A 19,101-nucleotide genomic window follows, 5' to 3' on the forward strand; every position below is an offset into this window, starting at 1 on the left:
AAAAAAGCAGATGCCGGTTCGGATAATGGGCATGGATTGGCCGTGGGAACGTCATTCCGGGGCGATGCGCAAGCATCGAACCCGGAATCCATTTCTCCAGCAGGATTTCTCGCCCGATGGATTCCGGGTTCGCCTCTTCGAGGCGCCCCGGAATGACGGTGTTTCTACGCCGCGCGGATACTCGACAGGAACGCGTCGATTTCGGCGCGCAGCACCTCGGCCTCCCGGCGCAGTTCGCTGGAAGCGCTCAGCACGTCGCCGGCGGCCGTGCCGGCTTCCGCCGAAGCGCTGCTGACGCCGACGATATTGCTCGAGACTTCGCTGGTGCCGCCGGCTGCGTGCTGGATGTTGCGGGCGATCTCGCGCGTCGCCGCGCCCTGTTCCTCGACCGCGGCGGCGATCGCGGTGGTGACGTCATTGATCTCGCCGATCGTCGTGCTGATATTGCGGATCGCGGAAACCGCCGTCGTCGTCACTTCCTGCATGCTGACGATCTGCTGGCGGATCTCGTCGGTCGCTTTCGCGGTCTGGTTGGCAAGGCTCTTCACCTCGGAGGCGACCACGGCAAAGCCGCGGCCGGCTTCGCCGGCGCGTGCCGCCTCGATGGTGGCGTTGAGCGCGAGCAGGTTGGTCTGCGAAGCGATGGTCTGGATCAGGTCGACCACCACGCTGATGCGGCCGGCTTTCTCGGCGAGACCCTGCATGGTGACGTCGGTCTGGCCGGCTTCGTCCACCGCTTTGCGCGCGATCTCGGCCGAGGTCACGACCTGCCGCCCGATCTCGGCGATCGAGGAAGAGAGCTCCTCGGTGCCCGCGGATACCGTCTGCACGTTGACTGAGGTTTCCTCCGCTGCGGAAGCGACCGTGTTTGCCAGCGCGCTGGACTGGTCGGCGGTCGCCGACATGCTCTGCGCCGTGGACTGCATCGAATTGGCCGCGTTCTGCAGGCTGTCGAGCGCGCTGCGGACGGTGGACTCGAATTCGACGATATGGGCTTCCATGCGCGAAGCACGCTCCGCCTTGGCGATGCGGTCCTTGTCCTGCTCGGCCGAGAGCGCGCGGCCTTCGATCATGCTTTCGCGGAACACCTTCAGCGCGTTGCCCATCGCGGCGATCTCGTCGTCTTGGCGGCTCTGAGGGATCTCGGTGTCGAGATCGCCGGCCGACAGTCGCTGCATCGAGTCCTGCAGGCCCTTGAGCCGCTTGAGAATGCTGCGGCCGACATAGAGCCAGACGAACAGGATCGAGCCGATCAGGGTGCCGATGCCGAGCGCGAGCATCACCATGGTCGCAAACGAAATCTCTCGTTGCGCCTGGCTGGTGGACGCATCGGTCGCCTTCCGCACGCCGTCGACGAGCTGCTGCACGCTGATGCCGAGGCCGATATTGAGCTTGCGGGTCTCCTCCAGGATGGTCTCGCCGAAATCGGTGGCGTCCAATTCCTTCTGGCGGACCTTGAACACGCCGGTCTTGCCCTGGCCGAGCGTCTGCAGCTTTGTGGCGGCGTCGGCCAGCGTCTTTGTGCTCGAATTCTTAGGCAGCATCTCCAGATTGGAAATCGTCTGCGAGAGCACCCGCTTGAAATCCTTCTCGATCGCTTCCAGCGTGTCGCTGTTGGTCGCCGACAGCGCTGCGGCCATGTTGGAGGCCAACAGGTTGCCGCTGGCGATCACATCGCCGAGCTGCTCTACGACGCGTGCGGCGCTGCTCGCGTCGTCGGACGACGGCTCGGCCGCGCCGAGGATGGCATGGAGCTGGCTCTGCGCGTCCATCATCGCCGGCGCCGAGGCCGCGACGAACTCGGCCTGCGCCTTGCGCAGCGTTTCATACAGCTTGTCGTGCAACGCCGCCGTCTCGAGCCGCTCGCGCGCAGCCGAGCCGAGGCTCTCGATCACGTCGTCGATGTTCTTGACCGTCTCGGTCAACGCCTTCCCGATCGCCTTGTCGGCACCGAGCTTGATGATCTCGTCGAGCTTCTGCAGCGCCTGCGTCTGCGTTTCCTTCATCTTGGCAGAGCGCTCGTTCAGCGCCTCCTCGGTGCGCGCGGCGAGCAGCGCTGGACCCTGGCTTGCGAGGCTCGCGCTTTGTGCCGACAATTGCAGGCTCGCAGCGAGCCGCGGGATGTCGCGGCCGGAAAGGTCGCCCATGGTCTTGCCGAGCTGTTCGAACACCATGGCGGCGCCCGCGCTGATCACGATCGCCATGGCGGCGATGACGGCGAATGCCGCAAACAGGCTGCCCCTGACGCCCCATCGCGGGCGCCGGATGCCCTTAAGTTTCATTTTACCGAAGCGGAATCGTAACGCCATTTGCCTGCCCCGCAGTCACTGTCCTTGAGCTTGAATCCTCGCGCGGCAGTATCGCGATGGCGGGTTAACAAAATCGGGAACCAGAATGCGCGGCGGTGCAATTTTTGCGCGCATGGCGGCGTTGAAGTAGCTTTCTACCGCACGCCGGAATTGATCGCGCGGTGCTTGCCGGACGCCAGTACCTACAACCTCTCGAGAATCAAAAAAGGCCGGCGAGATGCCGGCCTTTGTCTCTTGTTCAGATTCTTGGATCGCGGTCAGTAACCGGTTGCCACCGGCCCGCCGAAATTGCCGAAATTGAAGCGGTAGTTGATGCCGGCCTTCACGGTGTGCTCGTCATTGTGGAAGCTGCCGAACGGCACCAGCGGGGCCGGCGCAACGAAGCGGCTGTCGCCGAAATCGTAGAATTGATACTCGGCCTTGGCCGACCAGTTTGGCGCGAACATGTATTCGATGCCGCCGCCGACGGTAAAGCCGTTGCGGTGCCTGTCGCTCAGCGCGAATCCGACCGGGATGCCGCCGAACCTCAGCGTCTCGTTGTTGTCGGAATAGGCATAGCCGCCCTTCGCGTAGACCAGGCCCGGGCCCCAGGTCCAGCCGACGCGGCCGGTGATCGAGCCGATCCCGCGCTGGTCGTTATTGTAGACGAAGCCGCCGGGGAACGCCGCGCTGACCTGATCGCCTCCGAGCCAGGAATACTGACCTTCGACGCCGACCAGGAAGTTCGGATGGAATTGCCAGTCGCCGCCCACCTGGACGCCGCCGAGGAAGCGGGTTTTGTGGTCGCTGAGCGCGAAGCCGTTAAAGGTGTCGCTGCTGGTGAAGGCGCCGCCGATATGGCCGCCGACATAGAAGCCGGTCCAGTTGTAAATCGGCGCGGCGTAAACCGGCGCCGGGGCTTTGCTGTAATAGGGGCGGGCGCCGAGGTCGGCGCCGAATGCCGGCGCGGCTGCGGCGAACGCCGTGAGGGCAACGGTTGCGAGCAGGATCTTCTTCATTTCTAGTCCTCGGAGATTCAAAATGAGACGCTGCGCGCAGCGCCCCCTGGCGCGAATAAAGACCGCATTTGAATAAAATGATGTCAGCGGGGGGCGATCGCGGTCGATAATCCAACATATTGGCCGGTAATTGTTTTTTGTGCTTAACGGCAGCTTAAGGAAGGGTGAAGGAAGGCTTAACCTGCACCTCGCGCGCAGCCTTTGCGGAAATCTTTCCTAACGAGGCAAGACTTGCTTAACCAAGCCTGCGCCTGATGTCCTCGCGCATCTGTTCGCGGAACTGAGCTTTGCGCGCCGGCCGTTCCTTCTCCGGGACGTCATGGCGGTCGAACACGTTGAACTTCTCGAGGATCGGATAGTGCTCGCTGGCCATCGCCAGCACGCGCAGGAGATCGGCGACTTGCGCGCTCGGTCCCGTCACCTCCCAGCGGCGGACGGTGTTGGCGCCCTCGGGCCCTTTCAGTCCGCACAGCTTCGCCATCTCGGCCACCGTGAGTGGCCGGCCAATGGCCTCGCCCAGATGCTCGCGAAGCTTTTTCAGCTCTGGGCCGGTCATCGATACCTCATTGGGACCGGAACAGATCCGGAAAAGTGGGCGCCAGCTTTCGAAGCGTCTGCGGGAATATCATGCTCACACAAAAGATAGAGCGGAATGACGGTTCATCACGCTTTAGTGGCGCTGCATTCGGATGGTTTGTGAACCAGATCACATAGCGCATCGCGGAAGCAAGTTATACCGCACGCCGATTCCTGATGAGGAGGAGATCATGCGCAGCTTGATTGAAAGCCTCACACCCGACGCTTGCCGAATCGAGTGGAAATGGATCGGCGCCATGTTCGCGTTTTATATGGCAGTGGTGGTGATTGCGGCCGGCCTCTTGATGACCCATCGATCCACGAAAGGCTCGGCTTACGAGCTGTCGCTGGCTGCGGTCGCTTGCGTGTCTTGCGCGCTTGCCGCCGATTGATCGGCTGGATCATGATCCGGCCATACGGATATCGGCTCGTGACCTCGTTTTCTATTTGAACGTGATATTTTTCGAAAAACTACTTTTCCGGATCACGGCTAAGCTTCCGAATGATGCTCGATCACATCGGGCGGCGTGGCCACCATCAATAATCGCGCCGGTCCAAGCCCGGCATTGCGGCCCATATGCGGTCGGTCGCCGAACAGATGGACGCAATCGCCCTGGTCGAGCACGAAGCGTTCCTCGCCGATCTGAAATTCGATCCTGCCCTCGAGCACGTAGAGGATTTCCTCGCCCTCGTGGGACAGCAGCTTGATGTCGAGGTCCGAGGTGACCGGAAAATCAAGCACGAAGGCGCTGAGCTTGGGGTCTGCGAGGTCGCCCGAGAGCCAGTGATAGTCATAGCCGTTGGCGGAGTGCGGCGGAGAGGTCTCGCGCTGGCGCCGGCGCGAGATCGTATAGTATTTGGGCGCCTGGACGTCGCCGGAATCCTCGAACAGGTCACGGAGCGGCATGTTCAGCCGGGTCGCGATCAGGATCACATTGGCGATCGACATCGCCGCCTCGCCGCGCTCCACCCGCGAGAGATAGGCCGCCGAGAGGCCGGTATCGTTGCCGAGCGCCTGCAGCGTGAGCTTCCGATCCGTGCGCGCTTTGCGAATTCGCGCTCCAAGTTGCCGGGCGATCAGCCGCGCCTGATCCATGGCCCCTCCCGAAAGCTATCGTGATGGCTTACCGGGACCTGCTCTAGAGGTGATTTGCATCGGGCGCAAGATCAGCGGCAAAAATGGCGCAAGCTCCGGCTTGCGCCATATCATAATGTGCAAGTCACTTCTTGATCAGCGGGCACACGCTCGCTTCCAAAGGCGGAAACACCTTGTCAGCGGGCAAGGTGGTTAGGATATTGTAATAGTCCCACGGCTCCTTGGATTCCTGGGGCTGCTTCACCTGCATCAGGTACATGTCGTGCATTAGCAGCCCGTCCTCGCGGACCCTGCCATTGTGGGTGAAGATGTCATTCACCGGCAGCTCCTTCATCTTCGCCATCACCGCGGTTGCTTCATCGGTACCGGTCGCTTCGATTGCGCGAAGATAATGGCGCACCGCCGAATAGACGCCGGCCTGCGTCATCGTCGGCATGGCTTTGTGCAGCTTGAAGAACTTTTCGGACCAGGCGCGGGTTTCCGGATTGCGGTCCCAGTAGAAGGCCGAGACGAAGCGCAGGCCTTGGGTGCTGGCGAGGCCCATTGCGTGGATGTCGGTGATGAAGACGATCGGCGCCACGAAGGTCTTGCTCTTGTTGATGCCGAATTCCGCCGCCTGCTTGATTGCGTTGGCCATGTCGGCGCCGGCGCTTGCCAGCGCCACCACCTTGGCCTTCGAGGATTGCGCTTGCAGCAGATAAGAGCTGAGGTCGGCGGTGTTGAGCGGGTGGCGCACTTCGCCTTCGACGGTGCCGCCGCCTTCGGTCACCGCCTTGCGGATATCGTTGGCGAACGCATGGCCGAATGCGTAGTCGACCGTCAGCAGAAACCAGCTCTTGTCGCCGGCGTCGGTCATCGTCCTGGCGAGGCTGTAGCCGTTGGAATAGCTGGTGTAGACCCATTGCGCCGAGGTGGCGGTGCAGGCCTTGCCGGTGAAGTCGGAAGAGGCCGCCATGATGATGGCGATCTTGTCCTTGTCCTTCGCCAGGGCCTGCACGGCAAAGCCCACCGACGAGTTCGAGAAATCGGCGACCATGTCGACACCATCCCGGTCGAACCATTCGCGCGCCTTTGCCGCGCCGATGTCGGCCTTGTTCTGATGATCGGCGGAGACGAGCTCGATCTTCTTGCCGAGGACCGTACCGCCGAATTCCTCGATCGCCATTTTCGCCGCAACCACCGAGCCCGGACCGGCCAGATCCGCATAGAGCCCGGACTGGTCGTTCATGATGCCGATCTTGACGAAGCCGTCCGAGATCACCGGTTCGGCGGCCCGGCCCTGCTGCATGGCCAGGACCAAGCCGATCGGCACGGCTGCAAGGCTGAGGAATTTCATCAGTGACGGCATCTTGCTTCTCCTTTGGTTTCGCTCGGGGGACGGCGCGCGCTGAAATCTTGCAGTCAGTTTTGCGTATCATGCACTTTTGTGCAGGGTTAAATTATCGGCATTTGCTGATCACGAAATAGTCTGGACGAAATTTGCATAATATGCAAAGTTCATTTCTCTAAGCGGGCCGGCCGCCCACGCCGGGAAAGCTAAGAGAAAATAGGAGGTAGAGGATGTCGGACGCCATCCGGATGTCGCTGGCTGACGTGCACAGGTCGGCCAAGGCCGCGCTGCTCGCGCAAGGATTTAGTGCATCGCATGCAAATGCGATTGCGAACACCGTGACTATGGCCGAGCGGGACGAGTGCCGCCATCACGGCCTGTTCCGGCTGCCTTTCTACATGAACGGGCTGCACGCGGGTCAGGCTTCGCCCGACGCCGAGCCCGAACTGTCCATGCTTGCGCCTGCCGTCATCAAGGTCGATGCGAAATACGGTTTCTCGCCGCTGGCACTGGAGCGCGGAGCCGAGCCGCTCGCCGCCCTTGCCAAGAAGATGGGGATCGCGGCGATGGCGGTGAACAACGCGCTCAACGTCGCCGCGCTTTGGCCGGAGGTCGAGCAACTGGCGGAGCATGGCCTGGTCGGCTTCGCCTTTGTCGCTGCCAGTCCCTATGTCGCGCCGGCTGGCGGCACAAGGCCGCTGTTCGGCACCAACCCCATGGCATTCGCCTGGCCGCGAAACGGCAAGCCTCCGGTCGTGTTTGATCAGGCATCGAGCGCCAGCGCCCGCGGCGAGATCCAGCTCCGGCTTCGCGACGGCAAGACATTGCCCGACGGCTGGGCTATCGGACCGGACGGCACGCCGACCCGCGATCCGGCCCAGGCGCTGGCCGGCGCGCAGCTTCCATTCGGCGGCTTCAAGGGCTCCAACATCGCCATGATGGTGGAATTGCTGGCAGGGCCGCTGCTCGGAGATGTCCTCAGCTTCGAAGCCGGCGAGCGCGACAAGGCGAATACGGGCGCCCCGTGCGGCGGAGAACTCGTGATCGCGATCGATCCGGTCCGTTGCATGGCGAAAGGGGATCGCGCCAAACAGCTCGAACATGCCGAATTGCTGTTCGGCAAGATGCTGGCACAGGACGGCGTCCGGTTGCCCTCGGATCGCCGCTACGAGGCCCGCAAGCGCACCGAAGTCGAAGGCGTGTTGGTGCCGAAATCGCTCCACGACTCGATCGAGCTTTACATCGCAGGCAAGCAAGCAGCCGAGCGGAATGCCTATGAGGGCGATCACCTGACGCATCGCAAGGATGCCGGTCAGGCCGTCGCGATGTGAGGGCAGCCATGACAGGCTCGACATTATCGCCGACCGAACGCACCCGCGTCCGGCTTCATCCGGAGCGTGCCGTCTATGATCGCGAGGTGATGTATCGCATCCTCGACGAGGCGCTGGTTTGTCACGTCGGTGTCGTGGTTGATGGCGCGCCGCGCGTGCTTCCGACCGCAATCGTCAGGATCGGCGATTTCGCCTACATCCATGGCAGCCCCGCCAATCAGTCGCTCGCGGCGCTGGCCGCCGGCGCTCCCGCCTGCATCACGGTCACCCTGATCGATTCGATCGTTGCGGGACGATCGGGGTTTGGCATGAGCATGGACTACCGCTCAGTCATGATTTTCGCGGCGGCCGAGAAGATCGTCGATCCCGGCGAGAAGGAGCGCCTCGTCGCGGCGTTCATCGAGGACATCTGCCCGGGCCACCAGGTGCGTGCGCCGAAACCGAAGGAAATTGCCGCCACGCTCTTCATGCGGTTTCCGCTGACCGAAGCCTCGGTCAAGATCAGGAATCAGGGCGTGGTGGATCCCGAAGAGGATTATCGGCTCGACACCTGGTCGGGCGTGATTCCGCTACAGCTTACCGCCGGCGAGCCGCGCAATTGTTCGTCCTTGAAACCCGGTATCGCCGTACCCGACTACGCGAGGAATTATCGCCGCGGCCGGTGAAGCTGTGATTCGAGCTGTATGTCGCTTCGTGCGCCGATGACGATCGGCGCATTGATGTTGGTCAGGTCGCTGCGAGTGAAAGTGATGTGCACATCAAGGCCGCGCGCGGCTGCACGGTCTGATTTGTCGGCTGATCGACCCCCGAAGCTGCTACGGCAACACACGCCGCGGTAGCCGAACTTGTCGTCATACTCGCCGGGCTATTCTCGCCGGATCGCTGACGCTGGCTGTCTCTCTGCCCGCCATGATGCAGATTGCAACTTCTCTTGGTGATGAACGGGTGAGCACAATCGACCGCAACCGTCGCAAAATGCAGCAACCCCGCCATTTGCTTTGACAGCATCGTGATTTATGCCGAAAGAAGGGCCGCATTCTCGATGGGCGAAGTGGGGAACGAACGGCGCGCATGAACCCTTTGTGATGCGCTTGTTGGGCTGTCGACGCTGGCTGAGACTTTTTGGGGGACGTGCTAATTGCTGTTGCCGGTAGTCGATTATGGAGATCGCAGTCCTCGCGATCATCTCTCCCGCGTGGGAGCGGTTCCGGTCATGACCTCTGATCTGAGCCCGCAAGGGCGGATCTGGTGGCCTGAGCGTGAGGATCTCTCGCTTGAGTTCATGCGCCTACTGGCTTCGGTCCAGGAAGGCGGCGCGACTTTTTCGGAATGCTGGCTCACCGCCAGCCGCATCAATTTCACCCGCGACGATGGCGACGATTCCTGGCACCGGGAATGGACAGCCGCCGCGGAGGCAAATCGCGAGCGGGCTTCATCCGCGGCCGCACAGGGCCATCCGGCGACGGCGAGGAGCAACTGGCTTCGCGCCATCAATTATTATCTTACCGCCGCCTGTCCGTTTGATCTTTCGCCGGACAAGCGGCGGTCAGCGATCGCATCGATGCGCGAATGCGCCGCGAACTATCTCAACTGCCGCGAGCCGGTCGGCGAGGTCGTCTCGATACCCTGGCTGAACGAATTCACCTTGCAGGGATATTATCTGCCGGCGCGCCTGTGCGGCGATCGTGCGCCGGTGGTCATCTGTATCGGCGAGCCCGGACATCACAAGGAAGAGTTCCTGTTCAAGCTCGCGCGCCACGCTTCGGAGCGCGGGATGGCGCTGCTTGCGGTGGACGTCCTCGGCGATGGCACCGGCCTGTCGTTCGAGGAGGTATCGCTTCGCCACAACCCGCAGCGGGCCATTGCGTCCATCATGGATTACCTTGTCGGCCGGGACGATGTCGACGAGCAGCGGATCGCGATCCTCGCCGATGGTTGGAGTTCGTCCTTTGTCGCGCGCGGTATCGCCTTCGACCATCGCTTTGCCGCAGCCGTTTGCGACGGCGGCATTTGGGATCTGCATATACGGTCATTCCTGAATCCGCAGAACAGGCCGTTCGGCATTGAGCCGTGTCCTGAGTTAGAAGCCGAGCGCATCCAGAGGAGCATCAGGTGTCCGTTGTTGGTGGCCGCCAGCGGGCACGGCGGACTCAGAGCGGACAGGGTTACCGAACTGACGGATCGGTTGCGGGCAGGGCGGCCCGACCGGGACATTACGCTCGAGATCTTCGAGAGCGCGGAGACCGCGGCAGACCAGGGGCTCTTCGACAATCCAACCCTCGCCAACGAGTTCATCTTCGATTGGATCGCGTCCCGTATCGGGGCGCAGCCTTTAGGATAACAGGATCTAGTCGCAGGCGCGCCGTCGCCCTTCGCGTCTTCGGAGATGATGAACGGAGGCCGGGTGACGTCGCGTCTCTAAAAATCCGCCGCCACTTTCAGGCGGGCTTTCTCCAGCCGCCTCTTGAGGGCGGCGAGTTTGTTGGTCAGATCATCCAGCTCGCGCGGGTTGAACTCCGCGAAAATGAACTCGTTCAGGCTTTCCTGCTGCGAGGTCAGGCCAGCGAGCTGCTTATAGGTCTTGTCGGTTAGCGACATCTTCACGATGCGGGCGTCTTCCTTCGCCGGCTTGCGACGGACAAAGCCTTTCTTCTCCAGAAGCTTCGATTGGGTCGTGACGAACGACGGATCGACATGCAGCATTTTTGACACAGCGTTGACCGGCACGCCGTCGCCCTGATCGAGATCGGCAAGCGCCACGATCATCATCCATTGCGGTCCGCTGATTCCGAGCTTCTTGGCCCAGAAGTAGCGAATCTCCTCGAGATGAACGCTGATCGCCGCGATCTCCCAGGCGAATCGCCGAATGACATTCTCGCTCTTGGTGGCGGACTCATCCATGGGCACTGTACTCACCCCCTTCAGACTCCATAGCGGATGTGCGGCGGAAACGACACCGGTAATCAGTTATATATGTCAATTCGCACGGGAAATTTGGCAACAGGTGGTCCTTCGGTAGCGGCGCGCTCAGTTGCCGAAAAGACACATCGCGTTGGCAATCAATATATGAGTGAGTAAACTAATTTGATTATCTAAATAGCACATGCATAACTTTCATTCCGACGGAGGGGGGCACCCGACCGTCTCGTCTCAGGTGGTTCTCATCAGTCCACCGGCTTGAGAGATGCGTTGATCTTCAACGTTTTTTTCGAGGGCAGTCTAATCCGCTTTGCACGGGGGTTCGTGCATAGCACTTACTTGGAGGTTAACAATGAAGGTGGCAAAGAGCCTTATCCTCGGCTCAGCGGCGGCTCTGCTCGCCGTGGGCGGGGCACAGGCGGCCGATCTTCCCGTCAAGGCCAAAGCGGTCGAGTACGTGAAGGTTTGTTCGCTCTACGGTGCCGGTTTCTGGTACATCCCGGGCACCGATACCTGCATGAAGATCGGTGGTTATCTGCGTGTCGACACCACGTTCAACGGCGGCATCTACGACGGGCCGGCCTGGAACGGTGATGCGGGTCAGCGCAACCGGTATCAAGACTACTTCTCCGCCCGCTCTCGTATGGCGTTGACGGTCGATACCCGCACAGCAACGGAATATGGCGTCGTCCGCACCTTCGGTCAGGCCGACTTCCAGTTCGATACGCTGGGCAACAACACCTACAACCCGAACTCGATCAACCAGAGCCTGCCGGTCGCAGGTGCCAACCTGCTGCACACGCCGGGCGGCGGCTATGTCGCGGTCGAGTATGCGTTCATCCAGTTCGCGGGCTTCACCTTCGGTAAGTCCTCGTCCGCATTCGCGACGCCTTGGAACGGCTATCCGGGCAACAACTCGTCGTTCCTGCTCGGCGGTCATGACACCGTCACCGGCGTGAACAACATCCAGTACACCGCGCAGTTCGGCAACGGCATTTCGGGCACCATCGGCCTCGATGATCCGACCGTCTTCAACCGCACCGTGGTTGCCAACCTGTCGCTGCCTCTCTCCGCGACCGGTGGTATCTCCAACGCCTATGCCGGCGTGCATGCGCCCGACATCGTCGGTAACATCCGCATCGATCAGGCTTGGGGTCTATTCCAGATTTCGGCTTCGGCGCATGAAGTCAGCGGCTCCTACAACGTGCTGAACACCGCTGCGGCTCCTGCCGGTGGCGTCGGTCTGCCGGGTGCGGCTCCGACCGGTGCTTCGGAACTGTCCGGTCACCCTGACACCAAGTGGGGTGGTGCGGTGATGGCTGCGTTGCAGATCAAGAACATCCCGACCGGCCCCGGCGACGACTTCAAGATCGACGCCACTTACGCCGTCGGCAACACCAAGCAGGTCATCTCGACTTCGTCGGCCTCGCCGAGCTTTGCGATGTTCGGCAGCACGAGCCGGCTCGGTGCCTATCAGAGCGTCGGCTTTGGTGCGACCACTGACGGTGTGTATCTTCCGACCGCGTTCGGTGGCGATGGTTCGATCCACCTGACCAAGGCTTGGGGTATCCGTGGTGCGTTCAACCACAACTGGGATCCCTACTGGTCGACCAGCGTGTTCGGCAGCTACGCCGCCGTGAGCTACGACAACACCGCCAAGGCGTTCATCTGCGCCAACTACACCGGCACCAAGGTCGTCACTGCGGACTATAGCTGCAACCCGGACTTCGCCGTGTCGCAGCTCGGTACGGTCACCCGCTGGACCCCGGTCAAGAACCTGACGTTCTCGGCCGAATTCATGTGGTTCCACCTCGACCAGAAGTTCTCTGGTGGTGCCGTTCTCGCCGTGCCCGCTCCGAAGCCGGCCACGCTTTACGAATACAAGGATCAGGATACGTACAGCCTGAACCTCCGCGTTCAGCGCAACTTCTGATCCGCTCGATCTGAAGCATCTCTAGAGAATCCCCGGCGGGCAACTGCCGGGGATTTTTCTTTGCGTGAGTGGTCAGTGGCGAATAGCGAATAGCGAATAGCGAATAGCGAATAGGGAGTAGGGAGCAAGGAGTAGGGAATGCGAGCGGGCATCGCGCATTCCATCACACTTCGCCATTCGCCACCTCCGTAGCTTCGGCATAGTGCACATCAAAAAAATATGATTTACTCAGGTAATTTTCTAAGGTAGTAAGGACTTAAGTCGGCGCAGCATGGCCGGCCCGTTAGGTCTCGCTGAGACAGAACCTCTTAATGCTAAACCTCCGAAACCTCCGGCAATGCCCTGCCGGAGGTTTTTCATTACGGCGATCGCGGCAGGGCTCCGCACCCGGCTCCAACTGATTCGGCCTGATTCGGGTATCGGCGGTGGTCGACCGAAGCTCCGACGATTGTGGCGCGATCGTCCGATCAATCCTGCCTTTGCATCATCGCAACGCCGGCCTCGCTGCCGCAGCGCTCGGGCGGCTTCTCGCCCTTGATGGCGCAGAAGCGGGAAAAGGGGCGGCCGTTGAGACGCAGCGTGCCCGCATAGCCATTCCCGACCACCAGCCCGTCGAAGACGAAGGGGTAGCCCTCCTGCCGCAGAACCATGTGCGCCCCATCGCGCCTCCAGTGTCCGGAAAGCGTGGCCTGGATCGGCCTGCCGCTTGCGGCATCGCGCCCGTCCTCGCGGTAGCTGCCGTCCGGACTCATGCGCCACGTGTAGACGTAGTGCGGGAAAGCGTCGGGAATGATCGCCGTCCAGACAATGTCATCCGCTTCCGCACCGGCATCGCGCGAAAGCCCAGGGGCGACCTGCAGGCACCAGAGCAGCGCGCACCAGGCTGCGAATAGGAAAAACCGGCCGACCATTCATTTGCCTTGTGTTGATTCCCGCGTTGGCTGGGCGCGACGCTCGCTCCGTCGTCGTTATTTCGTCGCTGGTCGCGCGTTGCACCGCTGTCGTCTCGTCGAAAGACAGGGCCAATCCCACACGACGTCGTCATTGCTGTGCATGTTCACTAATTCGCTGATCGAATGGTTTGGGTCTGGGCCTCAGCAAATTCCTTGGGTGTTTTGCCGCCCAGGGCCTGATGCGGCCTGAAGTTGTTGTAGTAGATCAGATATTCGAAGAGCTCGTTTGCGAAGCGGTCGAGGTTGTCGAAGGTTGCGCCGTCGATGACGTCGTCGTCCAACGTTCGCCAGAAGCGTTCGACCTTGCCATTGGTTTGCGGGCGGTAGGGCCTAGTGTAGCGATGCTTGATGCCGAGTTCGAGCAGCATGGCCTCGAAGGGGTGCTCGTCGGGCGTGTTCCGGGAGGCGAACTCGGCGCCGTTGTCGGAGAGGATTTCGGCGAACTGAACCCGGTAGGTCACCTTGAGGGTGTTGATCATCTTCAAGGTCTTGAACATGACCGGCAGGGCTTTTTTCGAGGTCAGGACCTCGGCCCGCAACAACGAAAGGGAGGCATTCATGAAAGTCACACGCCGAACTCTGCTGGGCAGCGTCGCGGCTTGCTTCGCTGCAGGCTGCGGTTCCCGGGCGTTCGCACAGGGCGCCTGGCCTTCGCGTCTTGTGCGGTTTGTATCGCCGTATGGGGCAGGCGGCGCCAACGACATCTCGCTGCGCATCCTGACCGAGCAGCTCGAGCGACAGCTCGGCCAGCAATGCATTGTCGAGAACAGGCCGGGCGCGGGCACGCGCCTCGCCAACGAAGCGGTCGCGCGCGCCACGCCTGATGGCTACACCTTTCTTTACGCCGCGGCGCCCTATGCGACGGCCGAGGCGCTGTTCGGAAAACTGGGTTATGACCGCAAGGACCTGCAGCCGGTGGCGATGGCGGTCATCGCGCCGTTGTTCCTGATCACCAGTGCGGAGGCGCCGTTCAAGAACCTGCAGGACCTGATCGCCTACGGCAAAAAGCAGCCCAACGGGCTTACCTTCGCCTCTCCAGGCGCCGGCTCCCAACCCCATCTGGCGGCCGAGTTGTTGTTCAGGGATGCAGGCGTCAAGGGCCTCAACGTTCCGTTCCGCGGCGATGCGATGTCTTACACGGAATTGCTGGCCGGCCGCGTCGATGCCACGTTGACCGCGATCAGCACGGCCTTGCCTTATATCCAAAGCGGCAAGTTCCGTGTGCTGGGTGTGGCGTCAGTCGATCGCAGCCCGATCTATCCGGACGCTCCCACCTTGCGTGAGCAAGGTCTGCCTAACGTGATCGCGGCCGGCTGGTACGGCTTCATGGCGCCGGCGGCCACGCCGCGCTCCATCGTGGATCGTCTGCAGGACAAGATCGTCCGCATCCTTGCCGATCCCGACGTGAAGCAAAAGCTGTTCGGCCAGGGGCTGGAAGTCCGCGGCAGCACGGCCGCGGAGTTCGGCACGTTCATCGACGCGGAAACGAGCAAATGGGGCCAGTTGATCCGCGACGCCGGCCTCAAAGGAGAATGAGGATCACAACGCTTTTGCCGGCCACGGCTGTTGCGGTGCAATGAAGTCTTCGAGTGATTTGAGCAAAGCTTGATCGACACGTACTGGGTCGCTTCAGGGCCATCATGGCCCACTTGGAATCCAATGTACCAGTGCGCTTGCACCGCGCTGGTTGAGCACTCACGAACACCTGCCTCGCGCGCAGGCACGATCGCGCCGTGTCTCTGTGCGCATCGTTGGAATGAAAAGCGTGAAGTGCATCATTCATTGGAATCCTTTTCCAGACATCGGTCCTCTCATCGCCATATTTTGGGATGATTTGTTTTTGCAACGAGCGTAACGTCGCTCGCTAAGAAAAAAGAATGATCTTGGGAGGAATGCGCCGATGAGTCGGACGAAGTGTTTCGTTTGGGCATCCATCACCTGTCGCTTGCTGCCGACAGGGCACGCGCAGGATCACGCTTCCGCCAGGACCTAGCCGATGATCGCCATAGCGACATCGTTGTCCCGCAGTTCGGGAATCCTTGCGATTGGGTTGGTTGCCGTCGGAACTTGGCTGACACCCGGTGCCGCCGCAGCGGATGTTGCGCTGCAGGTGACCAACGCCCGCGTGCCCGCAGCCGACGAGATCGGCATTAATCTCCCGCTACTGATGACGATCAGGAACGATGCGACCGAGCCCGACGCGATACTGCGGGTCCGCTGTCCGTTCGCGAACTTCTCCGAAAAGCACACCGTCCATCGTGGCGAGGGTGCGCCGGCCATGCGCGAGATCAAGTCGATTCCGATTCCGGAAAACAAGACCACCGAGCTCAAGCGCGACGGATATCACGTGATGCTGCTGCAGACGCGGCAGAAGCTTGTCGACGGCGAGAAGTTCACATGCGCCGTCGTCTTCCAGAAAGCCGGAACCAAGGAAACGGAGGTGGAGGTTTCACGAACGCCGTGATCGCGACAACGGGCAAGGTGAGCCCGCTGAATGAGGCTTCTCGACTGAGCGGTTCGGATGTGCCGGACGCTCGATCCAACATGAACTTGCCAAAGGAGGGCATTTGCTCATGGAGCGATTTTCAGGTCACGCAAGAAGAATCACCAGGCGAGCGGGTCTGCTCGCTGCAGCAGTCGCCGCCGGAGGCATGATGGCGGCATTGCCAGCTTTCGCTGCTGACGAGGTCAACCAGGAACGGCTGCTCAACGTCGACAAGGAACCGGGCAACTGGCTTCATCATCACCAGAACTACTCCGCGCACCGGTTCTCCTCCCTCAAGGAGATCAACCGCGATACCGTCAAGAACCTGAAGGTCGCCTGGACCATGCATCTCGGCGGCATCGAGCCCGGCGGCATCTGGAGCCATGGCGGCCTCGAAGGCACGCCGATCGCCGAAAACGGCTTCCTCTACGTCACCGATGGATGGGGCTCGGTCTACAAGATCGACGCGCATGGCGGCCGCGGCCAGTTGGTCTGGAAGATGGATCCCAAGACCGACCGTGACTGGGCCGGTGCCGTCGCCTGCTGCGGCGTCGACAACCGCGGCGTCGCCTTGTGGGGCAATCTCGTCATTTCCCACACGCTGGACGGCCGGCTGATCGCGACCAACAAGGAGACCGGTCAGGTCGCCTGGCAACGCACCGTCGCCGATCCTGACAAGGGCGAGGTCATCACCGGCGCGCCCCTGATCGTCAAGAACATGGCGATAACAGGCGTGGCCGGCGCGGAATACGGCATCCGCGGCTGGATCGCCGCGACCGATCTCAACACCCAAAAGGAACTCTGGCGCACGCACACGATTCCGGGCAAGGGCGAGCCGGGCAGCGATACCTGGAAGGACAGCAACAACGCGGCCGCCGCCGGCGGCGGTTCGACCTGGGTGACCGGCAGCTACGATCCGTCGACCGACACCATCATCTGGGGCGTCGGCAATCCGGGACCGGACTGGGACAACGAGTATCGGCCGGGCGACAATCTCTACACCGACAGCTCGCTGGCCCTCGATGCCAACACCGGCAAAATCAAGTGGCACTATCAGCACACGCCGAACGACCCTTACGACTATGACAGCGTGGCGGAGAATGTGCTGGTCGATATCCCCGGACCCAGCGGACCGCGCAAGCTCGCGCTCGAGGCCGACCGTAACGGCTTCGCCTATGCGATCGATCGCACCACCGGCAAGTTCATCTGGGGCCTTCCGTTCGTCAAGAAGGTCACATGGACCAAGGGGCTCGATGCGGAGACCGGCAAGCCGATCGAGTACGATCCGAACAAGGCGGTGCAGACTTACGTCGCCTCGGTGACGCCGAGCCGCACCAACATGGAAACCGACATCTGCCCCGGCAACATGGGCGGCAAGAACTGGCCGCCGACCGCCTACAATCCGGACCTGAAGCTCTGGTACATCCCTGTCATCGAGAGCTGCAACCGGATCAAGGTCGAGGTCGCTACGCCCGACAAGCTGAAGCCGCGTGAGTTCTGGACCGGCGGTGGTCCGAGCCAGCCGTTCAAGATCACGGGCAGCGTCACCGCGATCGACGTCACCACCGGCAAGATCGCGGGCAAGATGGAAACGCCGTTCCCCAATCTGGGCGGCATTCTTGCAACCCCTGATCTCGTCTTCAGCGGCCAGCCGTCCGGCGAAGTGATGGCGCTTGATGCCAAGTCGCTGCAGAAGCTCTGGGAGTTCAACACCGGAGGCGGCGTCAACGCACCGCCGATGACCTTCACGGTCGATGGCAAGCAGTATCTCGCCATCCTCGTCGGTCTCGGCGGCGCCTGGGACAAGTGGTTCATCGATTCGACGCCCGAGCTGAAGAAGATCCAGCCGGGATCGATGCTCTACGTGTTCGCGCTCTGACTTTCCAACCATGGAGGGCCCGCAATGTCGGGCCCTCCCGTTTCGTCAACAAGAGACGTCATGATGATCTTCAACGCATCCCCGGCGGCGGCACGCGTGCTGCTTACGAGTGTCGTCGCCCTGACTCTTTCGATGCCAGCCGCAGCTTTCGGCCAGTCGGCGCAGGCGACGGCTTCGGATCCGACCAATGCCGGCAAGGCGGTGTTCAGCAAGGCCAATTGCATGGGTTGCCACAAATGGCACGGCAATGGCGGCGGCGGTTACGGTGGCGATGCGCTGTCGCTGCGCAAGACCGTGCTGACGCGTGAGCAAATCATTGAAACCGTCAGTTGCGGGCGGCCCTCTACAGGCATGCCGTTCTTCGTGCGCGGCGCCTATGATGAGGTGAAGTGTTATGGCATGAACCGCGAGGAGGCAGGCGGCCACATGCCGCCTGAGGCCGGAACGTTCCTGCGGCAGAAGGATATCGAGGCGGTCGCCGACTATGTGCTTGCGCATATCAAGGGCGCCGGCGAGCCGACTTATGCGGAATGCGTCACCTTCTTCTCGAGCACGTCGCGGGTCTGCGACATCTACAAGAAGCAGGATGATGCGACGGCCAGCACGGGGAAGAGCCAGTGACGATCAGGTTGAAGCTTTGTGCAATCCTCAGCGTCCTGCTCGCCTGGCAGGCGGTCGCGTTCGCCAATTCTTCGGCCCGGACGGAAGAATTCGGCGGCAATGACCTGCGCGACATCCGCCTCGGCATGGCCGTGAACGAACTCGCGGAATCAGGCTATGTAGACCTCTACTGTGCGACGGATCCAAGACATACGCTGACCGGCTGGAAAGACTGGCGCGACTGTCCTGCCGGCGCCAGCGGGGCGCGGGCAGTCCGGTTTGGATATGATCCCATGACCAGCCGGGACGGCACGATGGTGGCGGGCCATCCGGCGCTTCTCACCCTGTTGATCGACGATAGCGGGCATGTTTCCGGATTGCTGATCGAGACCGATCCGAAGGCGCGTCTCTATATCCGGAAGAAGGCATTCCTGCTCGGGCTGCAGGCCAAGTCGCGCTATGGCGCCGAGGGCTGGGCCTGCACCGAAGGTCAGCCGGATTCCGGAGACCAGCCGGTCGGCGGCGTCTACCTCAAGGAACGCTGCACCAAGACCATCGGCGGTCGCTCACTCGTCGTCGAACGCAACCTGTTCCGCCGGCCCGATCAGGACACCAAGAGCTTCGTCGACGAAACGCGGATCAGCATCCTGCGCGCCAAGGAATAGAGCGTTTTCGAGCGAAGTGGATACCGG

19 protein-coding genes are annotated in these 19,101 nt (G+C 61.7%); 11 read left to right on the forward strand and 8 right to left on the reverse strand.

Annotation, left to right across the window (positions count from 1 at the left end):
* Nucleotides 1–164: 164 nt before the first annotated feature.
* The 3 genes from ACZIRK_RS07625 to ACZIRK_RS07635 all read right to left on the reverse strand — a co-directional run bounded on the left by ACZIRK_RS07625 (nucleotide 165) and on the right by ACZIRK_RS07635 (nucleotide 3,863).
* Nucleotides 165–2,309, reverse strand: coding sequence for a methyl-accepting chemotaxis protein (locus tag ACZIRK_RS07625; protein WP_463327122.1), 2,145 nt, complete (start codon nucleotides 2,307–2,309; stop codon nucleotides 165–167).
* Nucleotides 2,310–2,566: 257 nt separating this feature from the next.
* Nucleotides 2,567–3,307: an outer membrane protein gene (locus ACZIRK_RS07630; protein ID WP_028164404.1), complete on the reverse strand. Its 741-nt coding sequence runs from the start codon at nucleotides 3,305–3,307 to the stop codon at nucleotides 2,567–2,569.
* A gap of 235 nt (nucleotides 3,308–3,542) precedes the next feature.
* The gene (locus ACZIRK_RS07635; protein WP_130227609.1) at nucleotides 3,543–3,863 is read right to left on the reverse strand and encodes a helix-turn-helix domain-containing protein; all 321 of its coding nucleotides are present in this window, start codon (nucleotides 3,861–3,863) and stop codon (nucleotides 3,543–3,545) included.
* 211 nt (nucleotides 3,864–4,074) lie between these two features.
* Between ACZIRK_RS07635 and ACZIRK_RS07640 the strand changes: the two genes are divergently transcribed.
* The gene (locus ACZIRK_RS07640; RefSeq protein WP_463327123.1) at nucleotides 4,075–4,275 is read left to right on the forward strand and encodes a hypothetical protein; all 201 of its coding nucleotides are present in this window, start codon (nucleotides 4,075–4,077) and stop codon (nucleotides 4,273–4,275) included.
* Between the two features lie 98 nt (nucleotides 4,276–4,373).
* Here ACZIRK_RS07640 and ACZIRK_RS07645 read toward each other — a convergent pair whose 3' ends face one another.
* Nucleotides 4,374–4,979 carry a helix-turn-helix domain-containing protein gene (locus ACZIRK_RS07645; RefSeq protein ID WP_130227607.1) on the reverse strand — a complete coding sequence of 202 codons (606 nt, stop codon included), beginning with the start codon at nucleotides 4,977–4,979 and terminating at the stop codon, nucleotides 4,374–4,376.
* Nucleotides 4,980–5,103: 124 nt separating this feature from the next.
* Nucleotides 5,104–6,327, reverse strand: a complete 1,224-nt coding sequence (locus tag ACZIRK_RS07650; RefSeq protein WP_245474850.1) for an ABC transporter substrate-binding protein — start codon at nucleotides 6,325–6,327, stop codon at nucleotides 5,104–5,106.
* Nucleotides 6,328–6,539: 212 nt separating this feature from the next.
* On the opposite strand from ACZIRK_RS07650, the gene ACZIRK_RS07655 reads away from it, so the two are divergent.
* From ACZIRK_RS07655 to ACZIRK_RS07665, 3 genes are all read left to right on the forward strand, one after another.
* Nucleotides 6,540–7,640, forward strand: a complete 1,101-nt coding sequence (locus ACZIRK_RS07655; protein ID WP_130227606.1) for an Ldh family oxidoreductase — start codon at nucleotides 6,540–6,542, stop codon at nucleotides 7,638–7,640.
* Between the two features lie 8 nt (nucleotides 7,641–7,648).
* Nucleotides 7,649–8,305 (forward strand): pyridoxamine 5'-phosphate oxidase family protein, encoded by a 657-nt coding sequence (locus ACZIRK_RS07660; protein ID WP_130227605.1) that lies wholly within the window; start codon nucleotides 7,649–7,651, stop codon nucleotides 8,303–8,305.
* A 548-nt stretch (nucleotides 8,306–8,853) separates the two neighbouring features.
* The gene (locus ACZIRK_RS07665; protein ID WP_130227604.1) at nucleotides 8,854–9,981 is read left to right on the forward strand and encodes an alpha/beta hydrolase family protein; all 1,128 of its coding nucleotides are present in this window, start codon (nucleotides 8,854–8,856) and stop codon (nucleotides 9,979–9,981) included.
* A gap of 77 nt (nucleotides 9,982–10,058) precedes the next feature.
* Here the strand turns inward: ACZIRK_RS07665 and ACZIRK_RS07670 are convergent, their stop codons facing one another.
* Entirely contained in the window at nucleotides 10,059–10,541 is a 483-nt protein-coding gene (locus ACZIRK_RS07670; RefSeq protein ID WP_130227603.1) for a MarR family winged helix-turn-helix transcriptional regulator, read from the reverse strand.
* Between the two features lie 370 nt (nucleotides 10,542–10,911).
* Here ACZIRK_RS07670 and ACZIRK_RS07675 point away from each other — a divergent pair, with 370 nt between their 5' ends.
* A complete protein-coding gene (locus ACZIRK_RS07675; protein ID WP_130227602.1) occupies nucleotides 10,912–12,492 on the forward strand; it encodes a porin in 1,581 nt (526 codons plus the stop codon).
* A 467-nt stretch (nucleotides 12,493–12,959) separates the two neighbouring features.
* Here the strand turns inward: ACZIRK_RS07675 and ACZIRK_RS07680 are convergent, their stop codons facing one another.
* Nucleotides 12,960–13,403, reverse strand: coding sequence for a hypothetical protein (locus ACZIRK_RS07680; protein ID WP_130227601.1), 444 nt, complete (start codon nucleotides 13,401–13,403; stop codon nucleotides 12,960–12,962).
* Between the two features lie 149 nt (nucleotides 13,404–13,552).
* Nucleotides 13,553–13,984: an integrase core domain-containing protein gene (locus tag ACZIRK_RS07685; protein WP_463327124.1), complete on the reverse strand. Its 432-nt coding sequence runs from the start codon at nucleotides 13,982–13,984 to the stop codon at nucleotides 13,553–13,555.
* 19 nt (nucleotides 13,985–14,003) lie between these two features.
* On the opposite strand from ACZIRK_RS07685, the gene ACZIRK_RS07690 reads away from it, so the two are divergent.
* The 6 genes from ACZIRK_RS07690 (at nucleotide 14,004) to ACZIRK_RS07715 (ending at nucleotide 19,074) form a co-directional block, all read left to right on the forward strand.
* A complete protein-coding gene (locus ACZIRK_RS07690; RefSeq protein WP_130227599.1) occupies nucleotides 14,004–14,981 on the forward strand; it encodes a Bug family tripartite tricarboxylate transporter substrate binding protein in 978 nt (325 codons plus the stop codon).
* Nucleotides 14,982–15,441: 460 nt separating this feature from the next.
* On the forward strand, nucleotides 15,442–15,909 hold the full coding sequence (locus ACZIRK_RS07695; RefSeq protein WP_463327125.1) for a copper chaperone PCu(A)C: 468 nt from the start codon (nucleotides 15,442–15,444) through the stop codon (nucleotides 15,907–15,909).
* Nucleotides 15,906–16,100: a hypothetical protein gene (locus tag ACZIRK_RS07700; RefSeq protein ID WP_165435341.1), complete on the forward strand. Its 195-nt coding sequence runs from the start codon at nucleotides 15,906–15,908 to the stop codon at nucleotides 16,098–16,100. The genes ACZIRK_RS07695 and ACZIRK_RS07700 overlap by 4 nt, the downstream gene beginning before the upstream one ends.
* Entirely contained in the window at nucleotides 16,097–17,809 is a 1,713-nt protein-coding gene (locus ACZIRK_RS07705) for a PQQ-dependent dehydrogenase, methanol/ethanol family (RefSeq protein ID WP_463327163.1), read from the forward strand. Before ACZIRK_RS07700 ends, ACZIRK_RS07705 begins: the two co-directional genes overlap by 4 nt.
* 132 nt (nucleotides 17,810–17,941) lie before the next feature.
* A complete protein-coding gene (locus tag ACZIRK_RS07710; RefSeq protein ID WP_051396781.1) occupies nucleotides 17,942–18,430 on the forward strand; it encodes a c-type cytochrome in 489 nt (162 codons plus the stop codon).
* The gene (locus ACZIRK_RS07715) at nucleotides 18,427–19,074 is read left to right on the forward strand and encodes a hypothetical protein (protein WP_349645098.1); all 648 of its coding nucleotides are present in this window, start codon (nucleotides 18,427–18,429) and stop codon (nucleotides 19,072–19,074) included. Before ACZIRK_RS07710 ends, ACZIRK_RS07715 begins: the two co-directional genes overlap by 4 nt.
* The last annotated feature ends 27 nt before the right edge of the window (nucleotides 19,075–19,101 follow it).

The sequence above is a fragment of the Bradyrhizobium sp. Leo114 genome, assembly GCF_055229415.2.